The sequence below is a fragment of the Bacillus sp. AF62 genome, from assembly GCF_050312695.1.
Lineage (GTDB): Bacteria > Bacillota > Bacilli > Bacillales > Bacillaceae_G > Bacillus_A > Bacillus_A cereus.
In genome coordinates this window covers 57,831-83,775 of sequence record NZ_JBNPJZ010000041.1, presented here as the reverse complement: position 1 = coordinate 83,775, position 25,945 = coordinate 57,831, and the positions used below count along the sequence as shown (strand labels likewise).

Below are 25,945 nucleotides of genomic sequence, written 5' to 3'. Positions count from 1 at the left end.
AATTGATAAGAAGTACAAATGTTTTGTTCATAAAATAGTCAAATTTTCGATATTTATTACATATTAATTTATATTTTTACGTATAAAGTGAAACTTTAATCAGTAGGGGTTTTGTTCATCCCCCACTGATTATTAGCCCTCACCAATCGGGCTTTTACGGACAGCAGGGCCTCCACCTAACTTCTTTGCTTCCGTTGAATTTTGAGGTGAGGGTCTTACTGTCCGGCAAATAGCGGGATAAATATTTTCTTCAATATAAAGAACATGTCCTAAAAATTAGAACATGCCCCCCTCATCCTGTACATTCAGTTTAATAATAACCGTTGTTCCCTTATCTTTTTCACTTTCAATTTTCCAATGTCCACCATGTATATGAACAATTTGTTTCACAATAGCAAGGCCTAAACCTGTTCCACCGTGTTGACGACTTCTCGCTTTATCAACTCGGTAAAAGCGTTCCCCAAGATTCTCCAAATGCTCTATATCAATGCCAATTCCTGTATCTTTTATTTTCAATTCACAGTAATCATCGATTTGCTCTAAAGTTATAACGATATTTCCGTTTTGATTTGTATACCGTATCGCATTATCTAACACATTATGAAGCACTTGTTGCATACGATCCTCATCAATCATGACAATGATCTCTGGATTTAAATTGGTTGAAATATGAAGTTCCTTTTCTATAAACTTAATCTCATACGTATCTAATACGTCTTCAATCAGCTGTGAAAAAACGATAGGTTGCTTCTTTAACGGAAAGTGCTCACCTTCTAATTGTGCTAAGTCTAACAAGTCATGAACGAGACGCTGCATACGACCTGCTTCTTTATGAATTAGCTGCGTTACTTTTTCCTGCTGCGGTCCCTTGGCAACGCCATCTAAAATAGCCTCGCTATACCCTTTTATATAACTAAGTGGTGTTCTAAGTTCATGCGAAACATTTGCTAAAAATTCCTTACGCTTTACATCTTCTGTTTCTAATGAATTGGCCATTTTATTAAATGCTTTTCCTAGTCGTCCAATCTCATCCTCTGAAGAAACTGTAATCCGCTCCGAGAAATCTCCCGTAGCCAAATGATTTGCAACCCGTTCCATTTGCGAAAGTGGCTTCGTAATTGCAATTATAATTTTTCTTCCAACCCATATAGTAATTAAAATCATAGCAATTGCTAACGGTGCTAAAATAAGACCCATATCATAGATTAAATCTTTTATACTTTTTAAAGGAATATACGAATAGACAATTCCGACTAATTTTTTATTTTCCAATACAGGGATGACAACCCCCATAATATTACGGTCAAAATGTTCTTCATATCCTATTTTTGTCACAGTTTTCCCATCTAATAGCGTTTGCCTATCTCCTTCACTTATAAGGGAATGATGATGCACATCAAAAGGCAAACATGCACTTAAATCACGCGGATTAGACACGAAAATAACGTCTGAACTAGATATTTGATCAAACGATCTTACTTTCTCTTCAAAAGTTGATATTCCTTCGTTCTTATCATATTGGGCAGCAAGATTTTTTCCTTCCATTACTAATGAACCTTTTAAATTATCAACGTATAGTTTTTCATACGAGTATAAAGATACGAAATAAAGAAAGGACACTGTTACACATACTGCACATACTACTGTAAGCCAAAGTTTTTGTACCATTGTAAACATACGTTACACCTCGAATTTATAGCCTACACCCCAAACAGTTTGAATGTAGTTTCCACTTTCTCCAAGCTTCAAGCGCATCGTTTTCACGTGCGTATCTACTGTTCTTGTACTTCCGGCATAATCATATCCCCATACCTTTTCAAGTAATTGCTCCCGGCTAAATACTTGTCCTGTATGCTGGCAAAGAAAATATAGTAAATCAAACTCTTTTACAGTAAGAGAAATCGACTCACCATCCGCCTCGATTCTTCTACTTTTTTCATTGATAAGAATTGGTCCAAATTGAATCTCTTCTTGCTGTTCTTGTTTTGTATATCTTCTTAACACAGCTTCCATACGGGCAACTAATTCACCAGGACTAAACGGTTTTACAATATAGTCATCTGCTCCCATACGTAAACCGTTCACCCTATTCCACTCTTCACCTTTTGCGGTTAAAAATATAATCGGTACATCTGACGTTTTTCTAATTTCTTTACAAACTGAAAGTCCATCCATTTCTGGCATCATAATATCTAATACAACGAAATCATAATGATCCGTTTCTAGTTTTTTAAGAGCCTCTTTTCCATTCTCAGCTTCTCCCCACTCATATCCAAAGTTATCCAAATACATTCCAACAAGCTGCCTCATATCACTTTCATCATCTACAACTAGTACTCTATATTTATTCATTGTCCTTCCCTTCCCTCTCTATGAGTTGAAACGGTCCTTTTCCGACTTTAATTGTTTGTTTTATTTTCAAATTCTTCATATCCATAACGCACACTTCATCACTATCATAACTGGCTACATATCCTTCTGCTCCGCTCTCCAAAAATGCAAATGGATTTGATCCTACTTCTACAGAAGCTATTTCTTTATATGTGCTAATATCAAACTTTCTAAGTGTATTCGACCCATGACTTAATGCATATACGTACTTACTATCCTTCGTTATATTCACAGGCATAAATGGAGCATGTAAAGAACGTACCATTTCTCCATCCTGCAAAGAATATACTAACACTTTCTCATTTACTTGATTTCCATCACCATGTCCGCCAATCCATATTTCTTTCCCATCAGGACTAATCGTTGCTCCTGTTGATGCTGGTGGAATCATAAAGGATTGAACAACTTCTTTTTTCTTCGTATCAATTGTCGTTAGTTTCGTATCATAAAAGTTTAATACAGATAACCGATTATGATACTCTACCATCGTTATAGGTCCTTTGCCTGTTGAAACATTTCCTGTCTCTTTCCCATTTATCGTAAAGAACCTTACCTTTTGAACATTTTGATCGGCAGCAAATAATTGTTTTTTATCTTCTGATACGACCACATTTACAATGCCCTTTCCAGTTTTATATTTTCCCACTTGCCTTCCTTCCGTTAGTGAATATACATACATATATTCTAATTGCTTACCGTATACAAGTATTTCCTCACCATTTGGAAGCAGTGTGATTCCGGCCATTGGCTCATTTAGTTCCCATGTCGTGATTAACTTTTTATCTTTTTTATCAATAAAACTAATACTGCCTTCTTTTATATTCGTTGTTATAATAACATTTTTATCTTTAGCAATTGGTGTATACGAACTTCCTTGACACCCTACTAATAGAAATAAAAAACAGAGAAGAAAAACATACTTTCTCAAAAGATTCCCTCCATCTTCGGATGATTTCGTTATAATTGTAAAATAACAAATAAATGTGTGGAAAGTGTGAAATTTTCCTTTCTTACTCAATTTACATATATAATGTACAACAAATAGAATTTGAGGTGTGTCAATTATGCTATTTCCTGATTTAGCGAATAAAATTGTACGAGAAGTACGCAGACTAATTACAGAAAATATTATTATCATTAATATAGAAGGCGTTATTATCGCAAGTACAGATACAGAAAGAATTGGTCAATTTCATGAAGGTGCACTCCGCTGCGCCAAACAAAAGAAAACCGTCATCATTACAAAAGAAGATGAAAGGCGATTGCAAGGTGTAAAGGCTGGGATGAATCTTCCTTTATTATTTCATGATGAAGTAATTGGTGTCATTGGAATTACAGGAGAACCTGAAAATATTTCACGCTACGGCGAAATATTGCGTAAGATGACCGAATTATTAATTCATGAAAACTACTTTTTAGAGCAACTAGAACTTGAGCACCGTTCTTATGAAGCTTTTGTCTTTGATTGGCTTCAAAATACAGAGTGGTCCCCGAGTTTTCTTGATCGCGCCAAAACACTTGGCATTGATTTATATAAGAAAAAACAACTTATTTTGTTTTCTATTGGCAAAAATGACACGATGCTCCAGCGTAAAATATGGCAACACATACGTAATATTTTAACAAAAGAGCATCTATTTGTTCGTTGGGGAAATGATCGTTTTATTTTATTTACAGCAACGAGCTCCAAAGAGCAAACTTATCAATTTTTAAAACGGTTAAAACAAGACTGCGAAACTTTATTTTCTATTCCTTTATATATCGGGATTGGACAAACAGTTACCTCAAACAATATGAACATATGTTACGAACAAGCATTACGCGCTCTTTCTGTATCATTGGAAACGAAAAAAATTGTATTTAATGAAGATTTACGTTTAGAAATGTGTTTACAAGATATTTCTGCCGAAACGCGTGAACAATTTCTAGAGCGTACCATCGAAAACTTATTATCATTTCCTGAGCTTATGCATACTTTGCGCTTATTTATCGATTATAACCAATCTTATAAACAGACGGCTAAACAATTACATATACACATTAACACATTACATTACAGGCTAAAAAAGATTGAAGAACATACAGGACTTGATCCAAAACAATTCAAAGACTTAAACGTTTTATACTTCGCACTCCTCCTATTAGATGATCATACAAAAAAGAACGATAAAACAGATTAATCTTCAGATGATTACACATAGAAAGAATCCCTCGACTTTTTTATCATTATAATGAAAGCACTGTTACCACGTTGTTTATTATAACTAAACACGTTAACAGTTTGAGGGGGATTTCCAATGTTAGAAAAACAAATTATTCATTCATTCGTATCTATTGTTGGCGAAGATAATGTAGATACATCCAATATGGGGCGTTTAACTTATAGTTATGATGCCACTCCAAACTTCCAAGCAATGCCTGATGCAGTCATTGCTCCTCGTAATACAAATGAAGTAGCTGAAGTGTTAAAAGTATGTAACACTCACAAAATTCCTGTGTATGTGCGCGGGTCTGGAACAAATCTTTGCGCAGGAACATGTCCACTTGAAGGCGGTATCGTCCTTATTTTCCGCCATATGAACAATATTTTAGAAATTGATGAAGAAAACTTAACAATTACTGTACAAGCTGGTGTCATTACACTTGATATTATTAAAGCGGTAGAAGAAAAAGGTTTATTTTATCCACCAGATCCAAGCTCGATGAAAATTTCTACAATCGGCGGTAATATTAATGAAAACTCAGGTGGATTACGCGGTTTGAAATACGGCGTAACACGTGATTATGTAATGGGGCTTGAACTTGTCTTACCAAATGGCGATATTATTCGCACTGGTGGTAAATTAGCAAAAGATGTAGCTGGTTACGATTTAACTCGTTTATTTATCGGTTCTGAAGGAACACTTGGCGTGGTAACAGAAGCTATATTAAAACTTGTTCCTATGCCTGAAACAAAGAAAACAATGCTTGCATTATATGAAGATATTAATGAAGCTGCACGTGCTGTTTCTTCTATTATTGCAAATAAAATTATTCCAGCAACCCTTGAGTTTTTAGACCAACCGACAATTGAAGTTGTAGAAGAGTTTGCACAAATCGGTTTACCAACTGACGTAAAAGCAATTTTATTAATCGAACAAGACGGCCCGCCTGAAGTAGTCAATCGAGATATTGAAAACATGGCTAACGTTTGCCGCACTATGAATGCAGTTGATGTTCGCATTGCAAAAGATGAAACAGAAGCAGATGCGCTTCGTACTGCTCGCCGTAGTGCTCTATCAGCGCTCGCACGATTAAAACCTACTACAATATTAGAAGATGCGACTGTACCACGTTCACAAATCGCTCCAATGGTTGAAGCTATTAATGCCATTGCAAAAAAATATAATATTCCTATTTGTACGTTTGGACACGCTGGTGATGGTAACTTACATCCAACTTGTATGACAGATGCTCGTAATGCAGAAGAAATGCACCGAGCTGAACAAGCTTTTGCTGAAATATTTGCGAAAGCAATTGAACTTGGTGGCACAATTACTGGTGAACATGGTGTTGGTGCAATGAAAGCTCCATATTTAGAAATGAAATTAGGTAAAGAAGGTATTGCAGCTATGCAAGGAATAAAGCAGGCTTTCGATCCAAACAACATTATGAACCCTGGAAAAATGTTCGCGAAAGACACTCGAAAAAGAGTGGTGGTTGAGCGATGACCACATTAAATAAAGAAAATATTCAAAAAGAATTTAAAGAACGATTAAGTGAAGATGAATTACTAAACTGTATGCGATGCGGTTTTTGTTTACCTACTTGTCCTACCTACATTCAATCCGGATATAAAGAGTCACATTCACCGCGCGGACGTATCGCATTAATGAAAGCAGTCGTTGATGGTTTAATCGAACCAGATGAAGATGTTGAAAATACATTAAACGTTTGTCTTGGTTGCCGTGCTTGTGAGCCTGTTTGTCCATCTGGTGTAAATTATGGACATTTATTAGAAGAGGCTCGAGATATTATTAATCAAAATAAAAAATTCTCAATGCCAGTGAAAGCTGTTCGAAAAGTCGTTTTTGAAGGATTATTCCCCCATCAAAATCGAATGCGAACATTAACCGGACTAATCGGATTTTATCAACGTTCTGGTTTACAAACGCTAACACATAAAACAGGTATTATGAAGTTATTCCCTGAAACACTTGCAACGATGGATCTCGTTTTACCAAAAGTCCCTAAAATGAAAGCAATGAAAGATCGTCCTTCATTTTTACCTGCAGAAAGTACAAAGAAAAAACAAGTTGCATTCTTCGCAGGCTGTTTAATGGATACGATGTTTTTAGAAACAAATAACGCAACGATGAAACTTCTTCAATTAGCTGGTTGTGATATTGTTATTCCGAAAACACAAAGTTGTTGCGGTGCATTGCATGGACATGCTGGTGAAAAGAGTGGAGCAAAAGAATTAGCAAAGCGAAATATAAAAGCATTCGAAGATTTAAACATCGACTATATTATTACGAATGCAGGAGGTTGCGGAGCTTACCTCGTAGACTATGATTATCTTTTAAAGGATGATCCGGATTGGGCTGAACGTGCTAAGCAGTTTGTTTCTAAGATTAAAGATATTACTGCTATACTAGTAGAACTAGACTTCCATAAGCGAACTGACATACGACTCACGCCGCAGGTTATTACGTATCAAGACTCTTGTCATTTACGCAATGTTATGCGCACATCTTCTGAACCTCGTATGTTACTAGAGGCTATCCAAGGTGCAACATATCGAGAAATGAAAGATGCGGACCGCTGCTGTGGCTCTGCTGGTATTTACAATATTGTTCATTCAGAGTTATCAATGGAATTTCTAGATTACAAAATGGACCGTGTGCATGAAACAGACGCAGCAACCATTGTTACTGCAAATCCAGGTTGTTTATTACAAATGAAATTGGGCATTGAGCGAGAAGGGCTTTCTCATAAAATGAGAGGAATTCACATTGTGGATTTATTATTAGAAGCAATTGAAACTAACTCGTAATAACTCGTAACATACGTAATAATAGGAAAACGGCTATCTCCTTCGTCTATGTAAAGAGATAGCCGCTTTTTTGTCTGCTACAACATTAAAAATATGTTACTTTATTATAAAAAAGAACAACAGAAACATTACAGTTTTGTAAAAATCAATCCATTATATTCCTCAAAAAATCGCTCAAACCATTGATACAATAGGATTCTTCATTTTCTATTTAGGTAACTTTATCCAAAAACCCCCTCTTAAAACCAAGTATAAAAACACTATAAATTCCTTTTATACTCTATATTTCTCTTATTTTTGCTCCCTTCTTCTCTTAGGATAAATTAGGTAATTTTAAAGTCTATGAATTTTTTTCCATCTTTTTTCTCGCAAATTATATGCTACGATGAATTTGTCAGTCAGACAGGCTGTCAAAAACAAATCGTGTGAAAACAAATTAAAACTTTATATAGGGGGACACACATCATGAAAAAGCGTGTTTTATTATCTGTAGCTGCTGCAACAGCTCTTACTTTAGGAGTATCTTCTCTAGATGCACAAGCTGCAACAGTACAACCATCTAACATAAAGGTTCAAAATATTCAGCATTCAAAAGTGATGATGAAGCAAATGAGCCAACAAGAACTACAAGCATTCTTACAATCTATGGGAGTTGAATCATTAGCACAATGGCAACAAGGAAACTTCCAACCAAACTGCTTCATTCCTGGTCAACAACCTACTGAAAATGTTGTAACTGAGCAACCAACAGCTAAGCCAGAAACTCAAAAGCCTGCTGAGCAAAAACCTGCCGAGCAAAAGCCTGCTGAAGAAGTTCAAAAACCAGAAGCTCAAAAGCCTGCTGAAAACAACAATACGCAAAAACCTGCTGAACAAAAACCAGCTGAGCAAAAGCCTGCTGAAGAAGCAAAATCTTTAAGCGAATTCGAACAACGTGTTGTTGAATTAACAAACGCTGAGCGTGCAAAACAAGGTTTACCAGCACTAAAAATCGATACTGAATTAAGCAAAGTAGCACGTATTAAGTCTGAAGACATGCAAAAAAACAACTACTTTGATCATAACAGCCCTACATACGGGTCTCCGTTTGACATGATGAAGAAATTTGGTATTTCTTATACATCTGCAGGTGAAAACATCGCTCAAGGCCAACGTACACCTGAAGAAGTGGTACAAGCTTGGATGAACAGCGCTGGACACCGTGCAAACATCTTAAATAACGGCTTCACTCACATCGGTGTTGGTTATGTAGAAAGCGGCAACTACTGGACACAACAATTTATTACAAAGTAAATAGATTAAAAGAGTCTTCTCATAATGAGAAGACTCTTTTTTAAGTTTCATAACTTTCTATTATGTATGAATAGAAAATATATAACATAAATAGCATAGATCCACAGCTTATTACACTAAGCAATACATAAAATCCCCACTCTAAGTTCAAAAACAATGAAAACAATATGCCACATGCCATCACTTGAAAAATCCGTCTACTTACTAAACGAATTTTTTGTAATTTAATTGGGTCTTTTTCTTTGCCTTTTATTTTCTTAAATTCTTTACTCAGCATAAAAAGAAACATACTAATCCCAATCGTTAATCCTGTTTGAAAGGATATCAAATCCTCAAAATTAATAAAGAGGATAAGCATATGAATAAACAACATAAATAACGTAATTTTCTTTATAAATCCGTCTATAATACCATGCTCTCTTTCATTAAACTTAAATATATTATGTGAAATAATATACAAAAATCCATATGAAAAAATAATAAAACAAGGAATAAATGCTACAACAACTTGTTTACTCATAAACTCGTTTGGCTCACCATTTACATTCCAATGTACTGCCATACGAGTTGGTAAATAGGGATAGAGACATAGAGTAACTAAAAGACAAGCGAAAAATATTCCAAGTACATACTTATATTTGATCAAGTGATTCTCACCTCTCTTTTCTCTTAACGGCTTCGCTCCTTTTAGAGAAATCCCTGCAAAAATCTACTTTTTTCAAATTAAAACTTATACTTTACGCATTTTCTTTTTGAAATTCTCTTATTTTATTATCTAACTTTGTAGGAAACGGCACATCAACTTCAATCGCTTCTTTCGTAATTGGATGCAAGAAATTTATCTTCATCGCATGCAATGCTTGACTGGACATATATTTTGTTTGTCCACCATATAATACATCCCCAACTAGTGGATTACCATTATGGCTCATATGAACACGAATTTGATGCGTTCTACCCGTTTCTAATTGTAACGTTACGAAAGTCGTGTTTTGCTTCTTAAAATACTTTTCTACTTTATAATATGTGATAGCTTGGTCACCTTTTGGAGAAATACGACGCCTTGTAGCATGATGGCGATCCCTTCCAATAGCAGCATCAATCGTTCCTTGTTTCCCCTTTACTTTCCCTTCAACGAGCGCTGCGTACGTCCTTTTAATTTTTCGTTCCATTAATAAACGATCCATAATTGCACCAGCAATTCTATGCTTAGCAAATACGACACCACCTGTCGTATCTTTATCTAAACGATGAATATGACGCACCTTCGCCTCTAAACCTTGCATTTGAAAATGAAAAGCAACAAGATTTGCAAGCGTCCCGGTTCCACCTTTTTCAGAAGGATGTGTGTCCATTTTCTCTGGTTTATTTACGATGAGTACGTGATCATCTTCGTATACTACATGCAATTCACCATATTCTGGATCCACACCGTACTCTTCCTCCGCAAACATATGAACTTGTAACTTATCGTTCTCTTTTAAAAGCTCATTCCATCTTCTTTGTTCTCCGTTAACCGTAACACCTTTTTCCATACGAAGCTGATGTAATAGCTTTTTCGGTATTTCCCATTCTACTTTTAATACCGATTCAATACTTATACCATTCCATTTAGCTGGAACGGTAATTTCACACCATTCGCCCTTTTTCTTTGTTTCCATACTGTTTATCACCTTATTTCTATTGATTCTCTCATTGTAACGGAAAACACACTTTGTTGCACCGTCAAAAATAGAGGACAGTCTTATAATAGACTGCCCCTCAAGCTCTAAGTCTTTTCATTTCTAACAATACTTCTTCAGCTTTTTGTTCATACGATAAATCTTTAAAGAAATCCGCCAACCTTTTATAGTCATTGTAAGCATCTAATAAATCGTCCATCCTTTCTATTTTCATCACTTGTTGTTTTTGTTTCATTTTTACTGGATAACGATAACCTGATACTTCTTGTATTTTGTAATACTCATCCTCTACTTGAACGACCTTTACAAGTTCTTCCTCCTCTGCATCCATCGTATACCCGTCAAATTCTCTAAGTAGTTCATAAATGATATGAGTCCATTCATCTTTTGGATAAAATCCCTTTTCTAACCGATAACCGACAATGCGATACATATGCCCATCGTTTTCTGCAAACTGTACTGTATCATTTAACTTAAACTTAAAATAACGAAACATTGCCTTCACCTACTTGTATGTAATGTTCTTATCACATACTATTTGCAAAATGTAGGTCTTGCTATTCATAAAAAAATGCTCATCAATATGATGAGCATTTTTTTACGATGATTTTTCTCGTTTTTTTCGAAATGGTAACCACCAATTCCAGTCTCCAAATAACTTCATTAAGCTTGGAACGAGCATAAGACGAATAATTGTTGCATCAAGAAATATTGCTAATGCCACGCCAAGCCCCATCTGCTTTACTGGTAAAATATCAGTAAATGCGAATGCACCCGTTACAACAATCATAATTAATGCAGCTGATGTAATGATTCTACTTGTTGAAACGAGCCCTTCTAACGTTGCTTGATCGTTATCTCCTGTTTCTTCATAGAGCTCGTGAATACGTGAAATAAGAAATACTTCATAATCCATACTAAGCCCAAATACGAGGCCAAAAATGAAGATTGGTAAGACAAACAGAACCGGACTCGCTTCTAAACCGAAATGACCACCTTCAAATAACCAAACAACAATTCCAATGGTTGCACTCAAACTAAGTATATTCATAATAATTGCCTTAATTGGAATGAGTATAGATCGGAATGCAAATAATAATATAACAAAGGTCGATCCAAATATAACAGACATACCAATTACAACTTTATCTTTAATTTCATCTTCTAATTCTTGTTGAAACGTCGTCATTCCGCCTAGATAATACGTAACATTCGTTTCTTTATAGTTCTTTTTAAAGTCACGCACCCACTGTTTTGCAGTCTCTGTACGTGGTTTTGTTTTCAAAAAAACTTCTATCGTCGTCTTATTCCCTTTTGTGTATGCTTCAAATACAGGAGTTAGTTTTGCTGCTTCTGGCGACTGCAATATTCCAGCAACTTGATCTGCTTTCATTCCAGTTAACCCGTCGTATAAACTTCTTACTTCATGTACTTTTTTATCATCTTTTAACGTTTGAACGACTTCTTCTATCTTTTGTAGACTTTCTTTTTCTTTCATATCTTTTTTCGTCTCTACAACTAACGTAACATCAGCGTGTGTTTTGACAGTTTTATTAAATGCTTCTTCATACTTTTCATATGCAATCCTTGTATCACTCTTTTCAGGTAAAGCTTCAACACTAGGGAACTGCAAATTAGCTGTACGTAACGGTAATAAGCAAATAACAATAAATGTTGTAACAACAACAATCATTGCAATTGGATGTTTCATCACAAATTGTGCAAATTTACGCCATGCTTTTGCCGGCGTATGTGCTACTTGATTCTTTTTTAATATTTTTTTACCGATTAACGATAATAACGCTGGAAGAAGTGTGAGTGAGAATAAAATACTCATAATCACAACAATCATTCCGCTAATTGCGACAGATTGAATATAATCTATCTTAAAGAAAAACAAACCGGATAACCCAACAAATACGCATAATCCTGAAAATACAATTGCACGTCCTGCCGTCTGATATGTAATTGCTATCGCTTCTTTTACCGTTCGTTTAGCAACTTCCTCTCGAAAACGGTTCACAAATAATAGCGCAAAATCAATAGATAGTGCAAGTCCAATCATCGGTGCAACGTTTAACACGAAAATAGATAGTTCTTTATCCACACCGATGAAATACAATATACCCATCGTGCTAATAACACTAAGCGCTCCATTCAAAATCGGTAAAATTGATGCCAAAAGGCTACCAAACGAAAATAGTAATACAAGAAACGCAATTGGTAATCCAATCATTTCTGCTACTTTTAAATCATTTTGCGTTCTTTCATTAATCTCTTGATTAATTTTCGGAAATCCTGTAGGTGTTACTTTTAATACTACATTACTTTCTTTCTCAATCTCATTAGCAAATTGTAATGTCTTTTCCATTCTTTCTTTATTTGTTTTCCCGGAAAATAAAATTGTTGCATAACCGATGTCATCTTGTAGCATTTCTTTATTTTGGATTGGGTGATGGAAAGATTCATAGTTCTCTTTCTCTTGAACATTCTTTACAATTTCATCTATTCGCTTTTTAAATTCCTCATGCGAAGCATCTTTATTTTTCTCAAAAACGAGCAGAAGCGTATCTTGAGACTTCTTAAAATCTTTATCTAAAATTTCTTTTGTTTTTTGATAGTCTCCTTCCGTTTGGAAACCGTCACCACCTAATACTCCCGGTAGCTTTGGAGCAAAAATCCCAAGTGCGATTGCAAGCAACAGTAACGCTACAATTACTGTATAACGAAATTGATACAAAAAAGCTCCTAACTTCCCCCACTTATCAACTTTATGAACATTTGTCTTCACACATTTTCACCTACTTTAAATAATTCAATTGTCACTTATACTGTATCATATCTTTATACAAACAAAAAACGCCTAGGAACACTATAATGATAGTTTTTCCAGGCGTTTTTTCTATCTCTCTTTATTAATCCCCAATCTCTCAGTAAGTAAACGATGATAGTAAATAGCGATAACTAACAAAATACCACCTACGCAGTAACCAGCTAAAATATCAGTTGGGTAATGTACATCTAAAATGACTCTACTTAATCCAATCGATAGGATTACTATACCCATCAAAATCGTTATGACACATTTCCCAGCTATGCTTTTCAAATTAGCAGCAATGATATAAGCAAGAAATCCAAATGTCATAATCGATAGCATTGCATGTCCACTAGGAAAACTATATCCAAGTGCATCTAACGCTTCATTTAATGACGGACGTTCTCTCTTTACAATCTCTTTTATCCCTTTATTCACAAGATGTGTTATTAAAATTCCCATTGGATACACAATCATCGCAGCATAATAACGCTTCTTCCAAAAAACAAGCAAACTTATAACGAGCGTAGCAGCTATCCCAATTGCTGACCCCAATTTTGTAAAGTACGAGAAAAATGTAAGGGAACTTTCCGTTTGTAGCCCTTTTACTAATCCGCGGACATATGTATCCATTACTGTAACGCCACCTGCATGTACGCGCCAAGCAACAATACTAAATACAGCAAATAATAAACCGATACATATTACCTCATACTGATGTAACTTCTTCTTCAAACGATTTCCTCCTACTATGAAAAAATGCGATTTCTACTTTAGAAACCGCATTTTCTTACTTATTTACCTTTTGTTTTTAGCTCTGTCCAGTAACGATCATAGTCTTTTAACTTATCGTCTACATCAACAAGCCATTCTGTACGATCTAACTCTTCTTTCGTTAAGAAAATCATGTGATTATCACGGTATTCTTTACTATGAAGAGGATGAGCTTTTTCATTTGGATTACTGTAACCAATTGACTCGTAGTTTTTCACACTTACTTTTTCATCAAGTAAGTAGTTCATAAACTTCTCAGCAAGCTCTTTATGTTTTGCACCCTTTGGAATTGCTAACGTATCAGCCCAAATTGTGCCGCCTTCTTTTGGTACAACGTATTCTACATCTTTATTATCTTTTGCGATAAATGCTGCATCTCCAGACCAAACTGTTCCGATCCAAGCATCTTCTGTAATGAATTTTTGTTTAATGTTATCTGTATCAAATGCTAATAAGTTTGGAAGCAGCTTCTTTAAATCATCTGCTGCTGTCTTTAACTCTGCATCTTCTTTTGTACTGTTTGAGAACCCGTGCTTCTTAAGACCCACTCCTAATACTTCACGAGAATCGTTTAATAACGTTACATGTCCTTTATATTTCTCATTCCATAAGTCAGCCCAGCTTGTAGGTGCTTCTTTCACATACTTTTTATTGTATGCAATCCCTGTTACACCCCAAGTGTACACTAAAGAATATTTATTCTCTGGATCAAACGCAGGTGTTTTGAAATTAGAAACCATGTTTTCGATATTTGGGATATTCTTTTTATCTAACGGCGCTAATAAATCCATTTTTGCCATTGTTTTAACCATGTAATCAGATGGTTGAATTAAATCATACTTTGCGCCACCAGCTTGTAATTTCGCAAGCATTTCTTCGTTACTTGCGTACTTATCATAGTTAATTTTCACATTATACTTCTTTTCAAAATCTCTTAGCACTTGCTCATCAAAATTGTCAGCCCAGCTATAAATATTTAATTCTTCTTTCTTTTCACCACAACCAGCAAGCACACCAGCAACAAGGCTAAAGCTAATTGCTGCGCCAGCTATTCTTTTCATTAATTTCATCGGTTTATTACCCCCTCGTACTTTCTATCTCGTTCGTATTATAAAGGAAGGTGTCCTCCAGAGTTTTCTTCACCATCTGCACCTTTGTTACGGAAGATTTCAGATAGAACCATTAATCCTACGATAGCAACAATTAAAATTGTAGAAAGAGCATTAATTTCTGGTGATACTCCGCGCTTAACCATACTGTAAATGTATAATGGCAATGTTGTTGATCCTGGTCCTGATACGAAGAAACTAATTACAAAATCATCAATTGATAATGTGAATGTTAATAATGCTGCTGAAATAACTCCCGGTGCAATTGCTGGGAACGTTACAAAACGAAACGTTTGCCAAGGCGTTGCTCCTAAATCATTTGCAGCTTCTTCTAAGTCACGTCCCATACTTGAAAGACGCGCAGCTAAAATAACAACAACAAACGAAATACTAAATGTAATATGTGCAATAATAATCGTTGTTTGTCCAAGTTCCATTCCTAGCTGACTGAAAAGAATTAGTAAAGATAATCCCATTAAAATATCAGGAATTAAAATTGGTAAATACACAAGGCCATTAATAGCCCCTTCGAAACGATATTTATAACGATGTAAAGCAATCGCAAAGAATACACCAAGTACCGTTGTCACAATCGTTGTTATAACTGCAATCGTAATACTATTTACAAATGCATCAATAACATCTTGTTTTTGAAATAAATCTGTATACCAATGGAATGTAAAACCTTCCCACTCCGCATTAATGCGAGAGTCGTTGAAAGAATAGACCATTAAAACCATCATTGGAAAATACAAGAATAACAAAATTAACCAAGAATAAGAAACTAAAAACTTCTTCATCTTTGCCTATTCCCCTCCGTTCTCATTATATTTATATACTTTCGTTGCACGATAATATAAGTAAATTAACAGAACAGAGAATAGAACAACGATAATCGATAACGCAGATCCAAACGGCCAGTCACGTGCACCTAAGAATTGGTTTTGAATAACGTTTCCGATTAATGCTACTTTCGATCCGCCCATCACGTCTGATACAACAAACATTCCGATAGAAGAAACGAATACTAAAATAGAACCAGTCGCAATTCCTGACATTGTCATCGGCACTGTTATATTCCAAAATGCCTTTATTGGTGTTGCTCCTAAATCATAAGCCGCTTCTAGCTTACGCTTATCCAGCTGCTCAATTGCTGCATACACTGGTAAAATCATAAATGGTAATAAAGAATAGACCATTCCGAGTATTACAGAAGGCGTATTATATAATAAATTTAACGGTTCACTAATAATGCCGAGTTTTAATAACAACGTATTCACAAGACCTTGTGAACGTAAAATAACAATCCATGCGTATGAACGAACAAGAAAGTTAATCCAAAACGGGATCGTTGCCAATAATAAAAGAATAGAACGATATTTGCGGTCAACAATTGTAATTGTATACGCAAATGGATAACCAATTAATAAACATATTACTGTAGTAATAACTGCAATCTTAACAGTTTCCCATAACGTTCCTAAGTACAATGGATCAAACACACGGGATATATTCTCCAGCGTAAATTGCATTTCTACTGTCCCGTAAGCTCCGCGCTGCATGAAGGCGAATCCTAATACGAATACGAGCGGGATTAGGAAGAAAATTAACAGCCACGCGACTGTAGGTAGTGCGAGTAATTTCCCTTTTTTCAATTTAAGGTCACCTCGTCCTCTTGCTCCCAGCCTACATATACATTATCTCCAATGCTCCACTGCGCTGCCTCTTCAGCAGTTTGATATGTCATTAGTAATTCTGATGTTTTCTCATCACGTACATAAAGCTTCTCCATATTTCCGACAAACTCGATATCTTCAATATGTCCAAGATGGTATTCTTTTAAAATTGGTTCTTCAACCGAACGTACTTTCACATTTTCAGGGCGAATTGCTACATAGCCTTCCCCATTTTTCACAATATTATTTTCACCGATGAATGTCGCAACGAACAATGTTTTCGGCTTATTATAAATTTCTTTCGGCGTTCCAATTTGTTCGATATGTCCTTTATTCATAACGACGATACGATCGCTCATGCTCATTGCTTCTTCTTGATCGTGCGTTACGTATATAAACGTAATTCCTAAATTACGTTGTAAGTTTTTCAATTCACGTTGCAAGTCTTTTCGTAACTTAAAGTCAAGCGCTCCAAGTGGCTCATCTAATAGTAATACACGCGGATTATTTACAATCGCTCTTGCAATTGCAACACGCTGCTGTTGTCCACCAGAAAGCTTAGCAGGTTTACGATTACGGAACTCAAGTAACTGCGTTAAACGCATTGCCTCTTCAGCACGCTCTTTCTGCTCTGCTGCTGATACTTTCTGCATTTTCATACCAAAACAAATATTCTTCTCTACTGTCATATGTGGGAATAGTGCGTAATGTTGGAACACTAGGTTCATATGACGCTTATATGGCGGCAAATCGTTAATTCTTTCATCATCTAATAAAAGATTCCCTTTAGTTGGAGTTTCAAATCCTGCGATCATACGAAGTAAAGTCGTTTTCCCGCAGCCACTCGGCCCTAAAATTGTTAAAAACTCTCCCTCTTTAATATCTAAAGAAAGAGGTGGGATAATCACTTGATTTCCAAAATGTTTTTCAACTGCTTCAACTTTAATAATCTTTTTCATTTTCCCGTCCTATCTACCTTAAATTTTAAATTTTTATATTCATGAATAAATATTTATGTTCTATAGACTATTTTTTGTTTCGATCCAAACAAAAATGGTTATTTAGCAAGCGTTCGTTTCTATTCTTTATGTAGTATGTTTGATTCATTTTCGCATGATACATAACGTCGAACAGAAAAACCCCTTCCATCGCGAAGGGGCTATTATCATACGGCTACGCCTACTGATAAACACCATCATCATTTTAACAACTTTCGTATGAATTTTAAAGCACTTTTTGTAGAAGAGTAACGAATTTTCATGTCGAATGCTGTAGATTGGGCTAAAATGCTTTTATAATGTGAAAAAGTCCGAAAACTTTCTTCCCCATGATAACCCCCTAATCCACTACTTCCAACACCCCCAAAAGGTAAATATGGCGTGGCAAGATGATAGACAACATCATTAATACAGCCTCCACCATATGAAATATTACTCGTCACTTTCTTTTGTACTTCTTTATCTTCCGAAAATACATATAACGCTAACGGCTTCGGATGTTGCTGAATTGTGCCAATTACATCTTCTATATTGTCGTACTCTATGATTGGTAAAATCGGACCAAAAATTTCATCTTCCATAACAGCATCTTGCCATGTAATATCCGCTAGCACTGTCGGTTCAATATGTAATGTATCTTTCTTATAGTTTCCACCAATTACGACTTGACCATCTTGTAAAAATCCACATAATCGTTCAAAATGGCGCTCACTTACAATACGCACGTAATTTTCATTTTGCAAAGGTTCTTTACTATACTGCTCTGTGATTTCATGTCGCAGTGCCTCAACTAGCTGTTCTTTCACGGAAGAATGCACGTACATATAATCAGGCGCTACACATGTCTGCCCTGCATTTAAAAACTTACCCCAAACAATTCTTCTTGCTGTCATCTCTATCTTTGCATCTTTATGTACAATACAAGGACTTTTCCCGCCAAGTTCTAACGTAAGCGGCGTCAACTGTTTCGCTGCTGCTTCCATTACAACTTTTCCAACGCCAACACTACCAGTAAAGAAAATATAATCAATTGGTTCCCTCAGCAAAGATGTACTCTCTTCAACGCCACCTTCTACTACCGCTACAAGCTCTTCTGGGAATAATTCACCTAACATTCTCTTAAGCACTTTTGAAACGCTTGGCGTTAACTCTGACGGCTTTAAAACGATTGTATTTCCAGCTGCAAGTGCTCCTACAAGTGGTGCAATTGCTAATTGAAAAGGATAGTTCCACGGTGCAATAATAAGCGTCACACCATACGGCTCTGGCACTACTTTTCCTTTTGATCCAAAATGAGTGAGTGCTGTTCGAACTCGCTTCGGTTTACTCCACGATGACATATGTTTCAATTGAAAGGAAATTTCTTTTAATACATATCCAACTTCCGTTGTAAACGACTCGTGAACTGACTTATTTAAATCTAATTTCAATGCCTGAAATATTTCTTCTTCAAAACGCTGAATGCCTTCATAAAGCTTCTTCAAATTATTCTTTCTCATTTCGATGCTTCTCGTACACCCTTTTAAAAAATATTCCTTTTGCCTACTTACAATAGAGGTAATACTCATTCACTCACCTTCTCCCACTATTTTTATCCAATTCTTTCATTATTTATATAGACTTCATATATAACAAATTTCTATTCTTAAAGTTACATTATATATGACTTTTTCAGCTATATAAAATTCATTGCTCACAAAAAAACTACCGAAAGAAAATCTCTCGGTAGTTTTACTGTATTAACGATATAAACGAACAGCACCTGCAGAATTATCATCAGCTTGTCCTACTACTTCAAATTTCAAACCAAGCTTCGGTAAAATACGTCCTGCATCTGGAATCTGTTGATTAATATACGTTTTCGAATCATCAAACTTCGGTACGCCTGCTAAGCCATCATACGTAAATGTTCCACGCGTTGGAGATACAACTTTCCAAGCTGGCGTTTTGTCGAATGAGAACGCAGCATCAGCGATTTGGAATCGTGTACTGCTCTTAACTGTTGGTTTACCATTTAAAGTACCAACAATTGCTTCTGGATGAGAATCAACAACACCAAGGAAACCGTGTCCTGGATGTACACCAACCCAGTTATCTGTATAAGCTGAATCTGCATACCATACAACCATACCAGTGTTAAATACTGGACCGCGAGCAAATTTCAACGCGTTATCTGCCCCAGCATAGTTTCTCCACTCAACATAGTAGTTATGTTTTTTCTTTTCTGTTCCGTTAGATACAACGAAACCATCTAATTTTAATTGTGGTGTACCTTCTGCATCATCAGAGAATACTACTTTACCATCTACTGTTAATGAAGCATTATCAAGAGCGAATCCATTTAATGCTAAACCACCATCAGTAATGTAATCAAATGTTAATTTTACTTTCTTGCCTTTGAATTGACTTAAATCATATGATTTGTCAATCCATTTTCCATTTGTCGAATCTGCATTTCCACTAGTTGCTTTCTCGCCAAGTCTTTCAATTAACGTTTGTTTACCATCTTCTGTTACAGCGTGTACTTCAAGGAAATCATAACCTGCTTCAATCTCATATAATGACTTGAAATCAAATTTTGCATTCGTTGCATTCGTTAAATCAAACAACGGTGTTTCCATCTTCGTATGAAGATCGTCACCTTTTGTGCTGTAATAATATTGTTTACCAAATGCTGGCTCAATTGTTTTAACATCTTTATCTGGTAAGTTAACACGGATCATACCTGGTCGATCTGATTTCGTAACACTTTGATCCAAATATGTCGCTAGACCGATACCTTTATTTAATTTCTCGTAATCTACTTCTACGATATTTGCCCAGTTACCACCAATTGTTTTTTGGAAAAACTCTTTATTTTGTGGTGAGAAACTCGTTGGCGTCGTTCCAGCGATTTTACCAGCCCAGCTTCCGCCACTCATAATAGACCAAGCTTCAATCGGCTCACCTTGACCACTATATTGTGTATCGTACTCATCTGGAAGACCTAAATCGTGACCATATTCATGTGCGAATACACCAACCGCTCCATCTTCTGGTTCAATTGTGTAGTCAAATGCTGCCATCTTTCCGCCCCAATATGGAACTTTCGCTTGTGTACCTTCAATTGGGAATGGCTTTGGTCCAACTGTCCAACGGTGCGACCAAATTGCATCATCGCCTAATTTACCACCGCCTGCTTCTTGTCCAACACCCGCATGAATAATCATTAAGTGATCGATTAAACCATCTGGTTGATTTTTATTTCCATCACCATTTACATCGTATTGATCAAATTGATCGAACTCTGATAAATCAATACCACTATCTACAGCTGCTTTTAATGCATCTTTTACTAAATCACGTGGCCCTTTTGGTCCTTTATTATCATGACCGCCGCTAGCAGCATCTGCACCGTAATCAGCAGCTTTACCAGGAACTGTTAACCATTTTGTAACTGTTCCGTCCACTGTGTAACTACCACCAGATTGCTCTTCGTAATATTGTTTAAATGTTTCGATTTTGCTTCCATCATCTAATGTGAATGGCTCGTTGCCGAATAACATTTTTTCATAATGTTCTTTATTAAAATCGTTAGAATACATATATCCAGGCTCTTTGTCGATATTATTATGTTTAAAGTCAGCGTACTCTACAAGTAAAACGAGTACTTTGTCTTTACGAACTTCACCGTTATAGTCTTTTTGTTTTGCTGGAGAAGTTGGCACTTTACCATTTAGTCCGCCTTTAACTGGGCCTGTCGCTGCAGGTGTCCCTGTTGCTGGTTCATTTAATTTTTCTTTCGTGTCTGCTTTCGCATCTTTTACTTTCTTTAAAAAGTCGGATGCATCTTTCGTAAGCTGGTCCCCATTTGCTGCTTCTTTTCCAGGATTTTCACCCTTTTTGTTCTCTACATACTTTTCGACTGCTTTCTTTGTTTCTGTCTCTGAAGCCTTCGAATCAATTACCCCACGTTTTTTTAGCGCATCTGCTAAACGTTCTTCCGGAATTAAATGATCATCAACTGGGCTCGTAGCTGTTTTATTCACAGGCGTTTCAGCATATGCAGATTGAGTGCCAGCTCCGAATGAAAGGCCTAATACAGCTGTTAAAGCGATTGATGACAAAACTTTGAACGGTTTCTTGTTCATCCCATATTTCCTCCCCTAATAAATAATATGTATTACAAATTGAATTTTATTAAAAATTCAATATTTTTTCAATATTTAGTCATATCATGTAATATTTTTAATATATTTGTAAAAATTTCATAGTTAGCATACGAATATATCACAATTCAACAATGTTTTCTGAAAATATTGAAAGTTTTTATCGAACAATTTATAATTTCCATAGAGGGAGTTTAATGGGGATTTTATCTTTGTTTCATCTACACAATATTTGATAATTCACTATATAAAACACAAAATCGGATTGCATTATCATGTATTCTGTAGCAGCAATTATGACCGATAATTAGGGAGGAATTACATTTGTACAAAGATAAGACAGACGCACTGGATCAAGAATGGATTGATTTAATACTTGAAGCTCTAGATGCTGGTATCGCCATGCAAGACATCGAGCAATTTTTCCAACGTATGAAGCCATCCAGTCAGGCTCAATAGGTTTGTTCTTTTTAACGAAGTTTATGTTATAATAATGACATCATAAGACAACTACATATTGATAGAAAGGTGCGCAAATATGATTGGAGAACGTATAAAACGCCTTCGTTTACAAAAAGGGATTTCATTAACTGAACTTGCCGAAAAAGCTGGCGTTGCTAAATCTTACATTAGTTCTATAGAACGAAATTTACAAAAAAACCCTTCCATTCAGTTTCTTGAAAAGATCGCAGCAGTTCTACAAATTCCAGTTGATACTTTACTTCATGATGAAACAACAAAGGAAACTAACCTAGACTCCGAATGGACACAACTCGTTAAAGATGCAATGAACTCTGGTGTCTCCAAAGAACAATTTCGTGAATTTCTTGAATTTACAAAGTGGAAGCAAAATAATAAATAGAAAGAAGTGCTTACAAGTAGCACTTCTTTTTCTTTATAAAAAAGCGGGGGATACCCGCTTTTTTATTATTTTTCTTCCCCAGCTTCTTGGTTAGCATTGAATGTCCATTCTAAATTCAATGTATCACCTTGGAAGATATTTTGATCTTTTCCATTATCTACAAATTCAAATTGTACCCATAGATAATCCTCTGTACCAGCTGCTAATCCACCCTTTTCTCCCCACTCAGGAGCAAAGATGTCTTTAGCTAAAAGATCTGGATCAACTTTTTGTAAGTCTGCTAAAGTTGTTTCGTATACAGGCTCACTTTGTTTATCCCAGTTCCAAAGGAATTTTACTTTAACGTGCTTACCAAAGTCTTCACCAGCATTATCACCTTTTGCATCTTTAACAGTATACTTTGTTGCTAATTTAACGTCTTTAATAGTTAACGAACCGCTGTTTTGTAATAAGAACTCTTTCTTAACAGAATCCCCTGGTTTTAAATCTTTAATATCTACAAGCGTTTTAGGGTTTAATGTAAGGTCTAACGTCCCAGCTGCAAATGTATTGTTTGATACTTCTTTATCGCTAAAGAATGCAAATGTTCCTCCACCAATTAAAGCTAACCCCAATGCTGCTGATGCAACTCCCATACCTAATTTCTTTTTCAGACTCACAATCAATTCCCCCTAGCTTTTTTTTATATTTTTATCACTTATTTTTCAATAAGAGATGTAAAGAAAACTATATTAGCTTAGCTAATATGTGTTCTTTTTTAAAAACCTTATGTTCATTATAACGAACAAACCTATATAAACACAACACATATTTATTAATATTTTCAGTTATTTTTATTTCTCAATATTATTTAGACTTTTCAGAAAAACGAGTGATAATTTATATCTTTTTTCACACTCAAATCATTTAATACTATAAGAAAAAGCAAAACAAAGAGGTGAGGGCTAACTTTCCCTCACACTCGTATAAATATTACTAGTCTTGCTTATTCGTTCACACTCTCTTACACCACATTCTTGTTTTCCGGCTGTTTCACTAAAGCAGTTACTCCGCTTTCTTCTGCTCTTCTACTTTCTTTTGTTCTTCTACTTTCTTCTGTTCTTCTACTTTCTTTTGTTCTTCTGCTTTCTTCTGTTCTTCTGCTTTCTTCTGTTCTTCTACTTTCTTCTGTTCTTCTGCTTTCTTCTGCTCTTCTACTTTCTTTTGTTCTTCTACTTTCTTCTGTTCTTCTACTTTCTTTTGTCCTTCCGCTTCAATTGCAACGTTTAATTGTTGCTGAAGAGCCTGAATTTGCTCATCAATAGCTTTCAAGCTAATTTCTTTCTCAATATAGTCACGTTTCTCTTTGATACTGCGAAAGCCTTCATTTACATATACGGACACTTGCTGCATCGACTCATCTTTATTTACCTTTAATTCTTCTTGTATTTGATTATAAGGAGCTTCTATTTCAGTATATACATTTTGCAGAGCTTCCTTCTCAGCAACAATTTTCTCACGCCCTTGTTGCCATACAGAAATCGCCTGTTTTATTTCTTCAATAGAAGTTGCTTTCGATTTTCCCTTCATCGTTCCATACTCACGCTCAATAAACTGTTTATGTTTCTCAGATTGCTCTTTTAACGTATTAACTGTTTTCGGAAATATAATTGCTGTAGAAAGCGTCGCTTCTACTTTCGTTTCATGAATGAACGCCGCTTCTGTATGAGTCATAATTTGAGATCCTAAATAAAACGTAATAGAACACATACACGGCAATATAAGCATCTTTTTAAAATTACGCGGTCTTTTCAGCATCTTAATCTCTCCCATCGAACATTACGTTCTTTATACAGAACATTATCTATATTATAGTAAAGAACTATTAAAATTGATAGACAAATACTAGAAAAATAGAAAAAGGGCTATCCATGTGATAGCCCTTTTTGTTATTATCTTTCTTCACCTGCTGTTTGTTGTGCATCAAACGTCCAATTTAATTGTAACTTATCGCCTTGGAATTGATTTTGATCTTTTCCATTATCAACGAACTCAAATTTCACTTTGAATTTATCAGATTTACCTGCTGAAATACCTTTTTCATCCCAGAACCAAGCCGATAAATCATTATCTACAGCTGTAAGTGTGTCACCTTTTAATTTATCTAAAGTAGTTTGTTTCACAATTGTCTCATGCTTATCTACATTTTTTAAGAATGTTACTTTAATATGTTTACCAAAATCATCTTTATTATCTTTCTTTACATCTTCTACATTATAATCTGTTTTCAGTAGAACCTTTTTAATATCTAAAGAGCCTTTATTTTCTAGTTTAAATTCTTTTTCAATTGTATCCCCAGGTTTTAAATTCGAAACGTTAACAACTGTTGATGGATTTAATGCTAAATCCAGTGTTCCAGCCGCAAATGTATTGTTTGACACTTCTTTATCACTGAAAAATGCAAATGTTCCTCCACCAACTAAAGCTGCTCCTAATACTGCTGATGTAATACCCATTCCTAATTTTTTCTTTAAAGTCATGTCCATATCCCCTTAATATATATTTGTTAACTTCCTAAACGGAAAGTATAACCAAACGAACTAGACGGATTGTTCTACTTTTTTATCTTTCTTTTCTCCGTCAATGCTACGAATAGCCCCCAAAATAGAAATCGCGGAATATCCAAGTAAAAAGACTCCTGGAATAATAAGAAGTAATGCTGCTCCCGCTTTTGAATTCGCATAATTCAGTAAATAACCAACGTACGGAACTGTAATATCTGCATACTTTCCAACTACATTTTCTGCAAGTACTGGCTCTAAATCTGGTCCGTTGTTGTTATCCCCTTTTGTTTCATACATTACTTTTCCATTTGTATCTTTCACACCGATAATACGGTGAGTGATAATTTTTTGATCTTTCTCTTTAAAGGTAATAACATCACCTTTTTGATATTTAGAACCATCTTTGTTTGGTTCTATTGCAATGATTGATCCTGTTAAAAACGTCGGCTCCATTGATCCTGAAAGAACGCTCTTAAATTGATATCCCATCACTGTCGGATCACCACCGCTTGCTTTTGAAGAAATAACTACAAAAGCTAAAAAAACCATCAATGCAAATAAAACAAATGAGATCGCGTTGCTAATTATCTTCCATATTAATTTCATCGTCTCTCTCCCT

At 35.4% G+C, this 25,945-nt stretch carries 24 protein-coding genes; 6 read left to right on the top strand and 18 right to left on the bottom strand.

All coding sequences use genetic code 11. The features are described from left to right. Positions 1 to 276: 276 nt before the first annotated feature. Genes ACQRBL_RS06285 through ACQRBL_RS06275 form a run of 3 tightly spaced genes read right to left on the bottom strand, consistent with a single transcriptional unit; the run spans position 277 to position 3,319 of the window. Positions 277 to 1,677 carry a sensor histidine kinase gene (locus tag ACQRBL_RS06285; RefSeq protein WP_411995804.1) on the bottom strand — a complete coding sequence of 467 codons (1,401 nt, stop codon included), beginning with the start codon at positions 1,675 to 1,677 and terminating at the stop codon, positions 277 to 279. A gap of 3 nt (positions 1,678 to 1,680) precedes the next feature. Continuing rightward, entirely contained in the window at positions 1,681 to 2,352 is a 672-nt protein-coding gene (locus ACQRBL_RS06280) for a response regulator transcription factor (RefSeq protein ID WP_001046397.1), read from the bottom strand. Then, positions 2,345 to 3,319: a YncE family protein gene (locus tag ACQRBL_RS06275; protein WP_001234156.1), complete on the bottom strand. Its 975-nt coding sequence runs from the start codon at positions 3,317 to 3,319 to the stop codon at positions 2,345 to 2,347. Before ACQRBL_RS06275 ends, ACQRBL_RS06280 begins: the two co-directional genes overlap by 8 nt. 136 nt (positions 3,320 to 3,455) lie before the next feature. On the opposite strand from ACQRBL_RS06275, the gene ACQRBL_RS06270 reads away from it, so the two are divergent. The 4 genes from ACQRBL_RS06270 (at position 3,456) to ACQRBL_RS06255 (ending at position 8,719) form a co-directional block, all read left to right on the top strand. Continuing rightward, complete coding sequence (locus tag ACQRBL_RS06270) at positions 3,456 to 4,571, top strand: CdaR family transcriptional regulator (protein ID WP_000898640.1); 1,116 nt, start codon at positions 3,456 to 3,458, stop codon at positions 4,569 to 4,571. A gap of 117 nt (positions 4,572 to 4,688) precedes the next feature. After that, positions 4,689 to 6,101, top strand: coding sequence for a glycolate oxidase subunit GlcD (glcD, locus tag ACQRBL_RS06265; protein WP_411995805.1), 1,413 nt, complete (start codon positions 4,689 to 4,691; stop codon positions 6,099 to 6,101). Further along, a complete protein-coding gene (locus tag ACQRBL_RS06260) occupies positions 6,098 to 7,426 on the top strand; it encodes a (Fe-S)-binding protein (protein ID WP_411995806.1) in 1,329 nt (442 codons plus the stop codon). Before glcD ends, ACQRBL_RS06260 begins: the two co-directional genes overlap by 4 nt. Positions 7,427 to 7,891: 465 nt before the next feature. Further along, positions 7,892 to 8,719: a CAP domain-containing protein gene (locus ACQRBL_RS06255; protein ID WP_016513122.1), complete on the top strand. Its 828-nt coding sequence runs from the start codon at positions 7,892 to 7,894 to the stop codon at positions 8,717 to 8,719. A gap of 40 nt (positions 8,720 to 8,759) precedes the next feature. On the opposite strand, the gene ACQRBL_RS06250 is transcribed toward ACQRBL_RS06255, so the two are convergent. The 11 genes from ACQRBL_RS06250 to inhA1 form a co-directional block, all read right to left on the bottom strand. Continuing rightward, positions 8,760 to 9,365: a DUF1648 domain-containing protein gene (locus ACQRBL_RS06250; RefSeq protein WP_000599010.1), complete on the bottom strand. Its 606-nt coding sequence runs from the start codon at positions 9,363 to 9,365 to the stop codon at positions 8,760 to 8,762. A gap of 91 nt (positions 9,366 to 9,456) precedes the next feature. Further along, positions 9,457 to 10,380 (bottom strand): RluA family pseudouridine synthase, encoded by a 924-nt coding sequence (locus ACQRBL_RS06245; protein ID WP_327977810.1) that lies wholly within the window; start codon positions 10,378 to 10,380, stop codon positions 9,457 to 9,459. A gap of 100 nt (positions 10,381 to 10,480) precedes the next feature. Next, positions 10,481 to 10,897, bottom strand: a complete 417-nt coding sequence (locus ACQRBL_RS06240) for a hypothetical protein (RefSeq protein ID WP_000490302.1) — start codon at positions 10,895 to 10,897, stop codon at positions 10,481 to 10,483. A 102-nt stretch (positions 10,898 to 10,999) separates the two neighbouring features. Beyond that, positions 11,000 to 13,192, bottom strand: coding sequence for an MMPL family transporter (locus ACQRBL_RS06235; protein WP_411995807.1), 2,193 nt, complete (start codon positions 13,190 to 13,192; stop codon positions 11,000 to 11,002). A gap of 111 nt (positions 13,193 to 13,303) precedes the next feature. Further along, positions 13,304 to 13,951 (bottom strand): phosphatase PAP2 family protein, encoded by a 648-nt coding sequence (locus ACQRBL_RS06230; protein ID WP_411995808.1) that lies wholly within the window; start codon positions 13,949 to 13,951, stop codon positions 13,304 to 13,306. A 59-nt stretch (positions 13,952 to 14,010) separates the two neighbouring features. Beyond that, positions 14,011 to 15,060: a spermidine/putrescine ABC transporter substrate-binding protein PotD gene (gene potD / locus ACQRBL_RS06225; protein WP_000772490.1), complete on the bottom strand. Its 1,050-nt coding sequence runs from the start codon at positions 15,058 to 15,060 to the stop codon at positions 14,011 to 14,013. A 38-nt stretch (positions 15,061 to 15,098) separates the two neighbouring features. Further along, positions 15,099 to 15,899: a spermidine/putrescine ABC transporter permease PotC gene (gene potC / locus ACQRBL_RS06220; protein ID WP_000714190.1), complete on the bottom strand. Its 801-nt coding sequence runs from the start codon at positions 15,897 to 15,899 to the stop codon at positions 15,099 to 15,101. Between the two features lie 6 nt (positions 15,900 to 15,905). Beyond that, a complete protein-coding gene (gene potB / locus ACQRBL_RS06215) occupies positions 15,906 to 16,754 on the bottom strand; it encodes a spermidine/putrescine ABC transporter permease PotB (RefSeq protein ID WP_000715500.1) in 849 nt (282 codons plus the stop codon). Beyond that, positions 16,751 to 17,734: a spermidine/putrescine ABC transporter ATP-binding protein PotA gene (gene potA / locus ACQRBL_RS06210; RefSeq protein WP_000720335.1), complete on the bottom strand. Its 984-nt coding sequence runs from the start codon at positions 17,732 to 17,734 to the stop codon at positions 16,751 to 16,753. The genes potB and potA overlap by 4 nt, the downstream gene beginning before the upstream one ends. A 239-nt stretch (positions 17,735 to 17,973) precedes the next feature. Further along, positions 17,974 to 19,341 carry an aldehyde dehydrogenase gene (locus ACQRBL_RS06205; protein WP_000029061.1) on the bottom strand — a complete coding sequence of 456 codons (1,368 nt, stop codon included), beginning with the start codon at positions 19,339 to 19,341 and terminating at the stop codon, positions 17,974 to 17,976. 171 nt (positions 19,342 to 19,512) lie between these two features. After that, positions 19,513 to 21,903 carry a M6 family metalloprotease immune inhibitor InhA1 gene (inhA1, locus tag ACQRBL_RS06200; protein ID WP_097920404.1) on the bottom strand — a complete coding sequence of 797 codons (2,391 nt, stop codon included), beginning with the start codon at positions 21,901 to 21,903 and terminating at the stop codon, positions 19,513 to 19,515. 342 nt (positions 21,904 to 22,245) lie between these two features. On the opposite strand from inhA1, the gene ACQRBL_RS06195 reads away from it, so the two are divergent. Further along, positions 22,246 to 22,380 (top strand): anti-repressor SinI family protein, encoded by a 135-nt coding sequence (locus tag ACQRBL_RS06195; RefSeq protein ID WP_000276219.1) that lies wholly within the window; start codon positions 22,246 to 22,248, stop codon positions 22,378 to 22,380. A gap of 79 nt (positions 22,381 to 22,459) precedes the next feature. Beyond that, complete coding sequence (locus tag ACQRBL_RS06190) at positions 22,460 to 22,783, top strand: helix-turn-helix domain-containing protein (protein ID WP_000578884.1); 324 nt, start codon at positions 22,460 to 22,462, stop codon at positions 22,781 to 22,783. A gap of 65 nt (positions 22,784 to 22,848) precedes the next feature. Here ACQRBL_RS06190 and calY read toward each other — a convergent pair whose 3' ends face one another. From calY to sipW, 4 genes are all read right to left on the bottom strand, one after another. Beyond that, positions 22,849 to 23,442, bottom strand: a complete 594-nt coding sequence (gene calY, locus ACQRBL_RS06185) for a biofilm matrix protein CalY (RefSeq protein ID WP_000053714.1) — start codon at positions 23,440 to 23,442, stop codon at positions 22,849 to 22,851. Positions 23,443 to 23,827: 385 nt separating this feature from the next. After that, positions 23,828 to 24,595, bottom strand: a complete 768-nt coding sequence (locus ACQRBL_RS06180) for a DUF4047 domain-containing protein (RefSeq protein ID WP_427734130.1) — start codon at positions 24,593 to 24,595, stop codon at positions 23,828 to 23,830. A 119-nt stretch (positions 24,596 to 24,714) separates the two neighbouring features. After that, positions 24,715 to 25,302 carry a CalY family protein gene (locus ACQRBL_RS06175; protein WP_000172852.1) on the bottom strand — a complete coding sequence of 196 codons (588 nt, stop codon included), beginning with the start codon at positions 25,300 to 25,302 and terminating at the stop codon, positions 24,715 to 24,717. A gap of 60 nt (positions 25,303 to 25,362) precedes the next feature. Further along, positions 25,363 to 25,932, bottom strand: a complete 570-nt coding sequence (gene sipW, locus ACQRBL_RS06170) for a signal peptidase I SipW (RefSeq protein ID WP_065482769.1) — start codon at positions 25,930 to 25,932, stop codon at positions 25,363 to 25,365. Positions 25,933 to 25,945 lie beyond the last annotated feature (13 nt).

Bases quoted from the DNA above. Each gene is read 5' to 3' on its own strand.
- ACQRBL_RS06285 (WP_411995804.1), bottom strand. From the start codon at position 1,677: ATGTTTACAATGGTACAAAAACTTTGGCTTACAGTAGTATGTGCAGTA.
- ACQRBL_RS06280 (WP_001046397.1), bottom strand. From the start codon at position 2,352: ATGAATAAATATAGAGTACTAGTTGTAGATGATGAAAGTGATATGAGG.
- ACQRBL_RS06270 (WP_000898640.1), top strand. From the start codon at position 3,456: ATGCTATTTCCTGATTTAGCGAATAAAATTGTACGAGAAGTACGCAGA.
- glcD (WP_411995805.1), top strand. From the start codon at position 4,689: ATGTTAGAAAAACAAATTATTCATTCATTCGTATCTATTGTTGGCGAA.
- ACQRBL_RS06260 (WP_411995806.1), top strand. From the start codon at position 6,098: ATGACCACATTAAATAAAGAAAATATTCAAAAAGAATTTAAAGAACGA.
- ACQRBL_RS06255 (WP_016513122.1), top strand. From the start codon at position 7,892: ATGAAAAAGCGTGTTTTATTATCTGTAGCTGCTGCAACAGCTCTTACT.
- ACQRBL_RS06245 (WP_327977810.1), bottom strand. From the start codon at position 10,380: ATGGAAACAAAGAAAAAGGGCGAATGGTGTGAAATTACCGTTCCAGCT.
- ACQRBL_RS06240 (WP_000490302.1), bottom strand. From the start codon at position 10,897: ATGTTTCGTTATTTTAAGTTTAAGTTAAATGATACAGTACAGTTTGCA.
- potD (WP_000772490.1), bottom strand. From the start codon at position 15,060: ATGAAATTAATGAAAAGAATAGCTGGCGCAGCAATTAGCTTTAGCCTT.
- potC (WP_000714190.1), bottom strand. From the start codon at position 15,899: ATGAAGAAGTTTTTAGTTTCTTATTCTTGGTTAATTTTGTTATTCTTG.
- potA (WP_000720335.1), bottom strand. From the start codon at position 17,734: ATGAAAAAGATTATTAAAGTTGAAGCAGTTGAAAAACATTTTGGAAAT.
- ACQRBL_RS06205 (WP_000029061.1), bottom strand. From the start codon at position 19,341: ATGAGTATTACCTCTATTGTAAGTAGGCAAAAGGAATATTTTTTAAAA.
- inhA1 (WP_097920404.1), bottom strand. From the start codon at position 21,903: ATGAACAAGAAACCGTTCAAAGTTTTGTCATCAATCGCTTTAACAGCT.
- ACQRBL_RS06190 (WP_000578884.1), top strand. From the start codon at position 22,460: ATGATTGGAGAACGTATAAAACGCCTTCGTTTACAAAAAGGGATTTCA.
- ACQRBL_RS06180 (WP_427734130.1), bottom strand. From the start codon at position 24,595: ATGGGAGAGATTAAGATGCTGAAAAGACCGCGTAATTTTAAAAAGATG.
- ACQRBL_RS06175 (WP_000172852.1), bottom strand. From the start codon at position 25,302: ATGACTTTAAAGAAAAAATTAGGAATGGGTATTACATCAGCAGTATTA.
- sipW (WP_065482769.1), bottom strand. From the start codon at position 25,932: ATGAAATTAATATGGAAGATAATTAGCAACGCGATCTCATTTGTTTTA.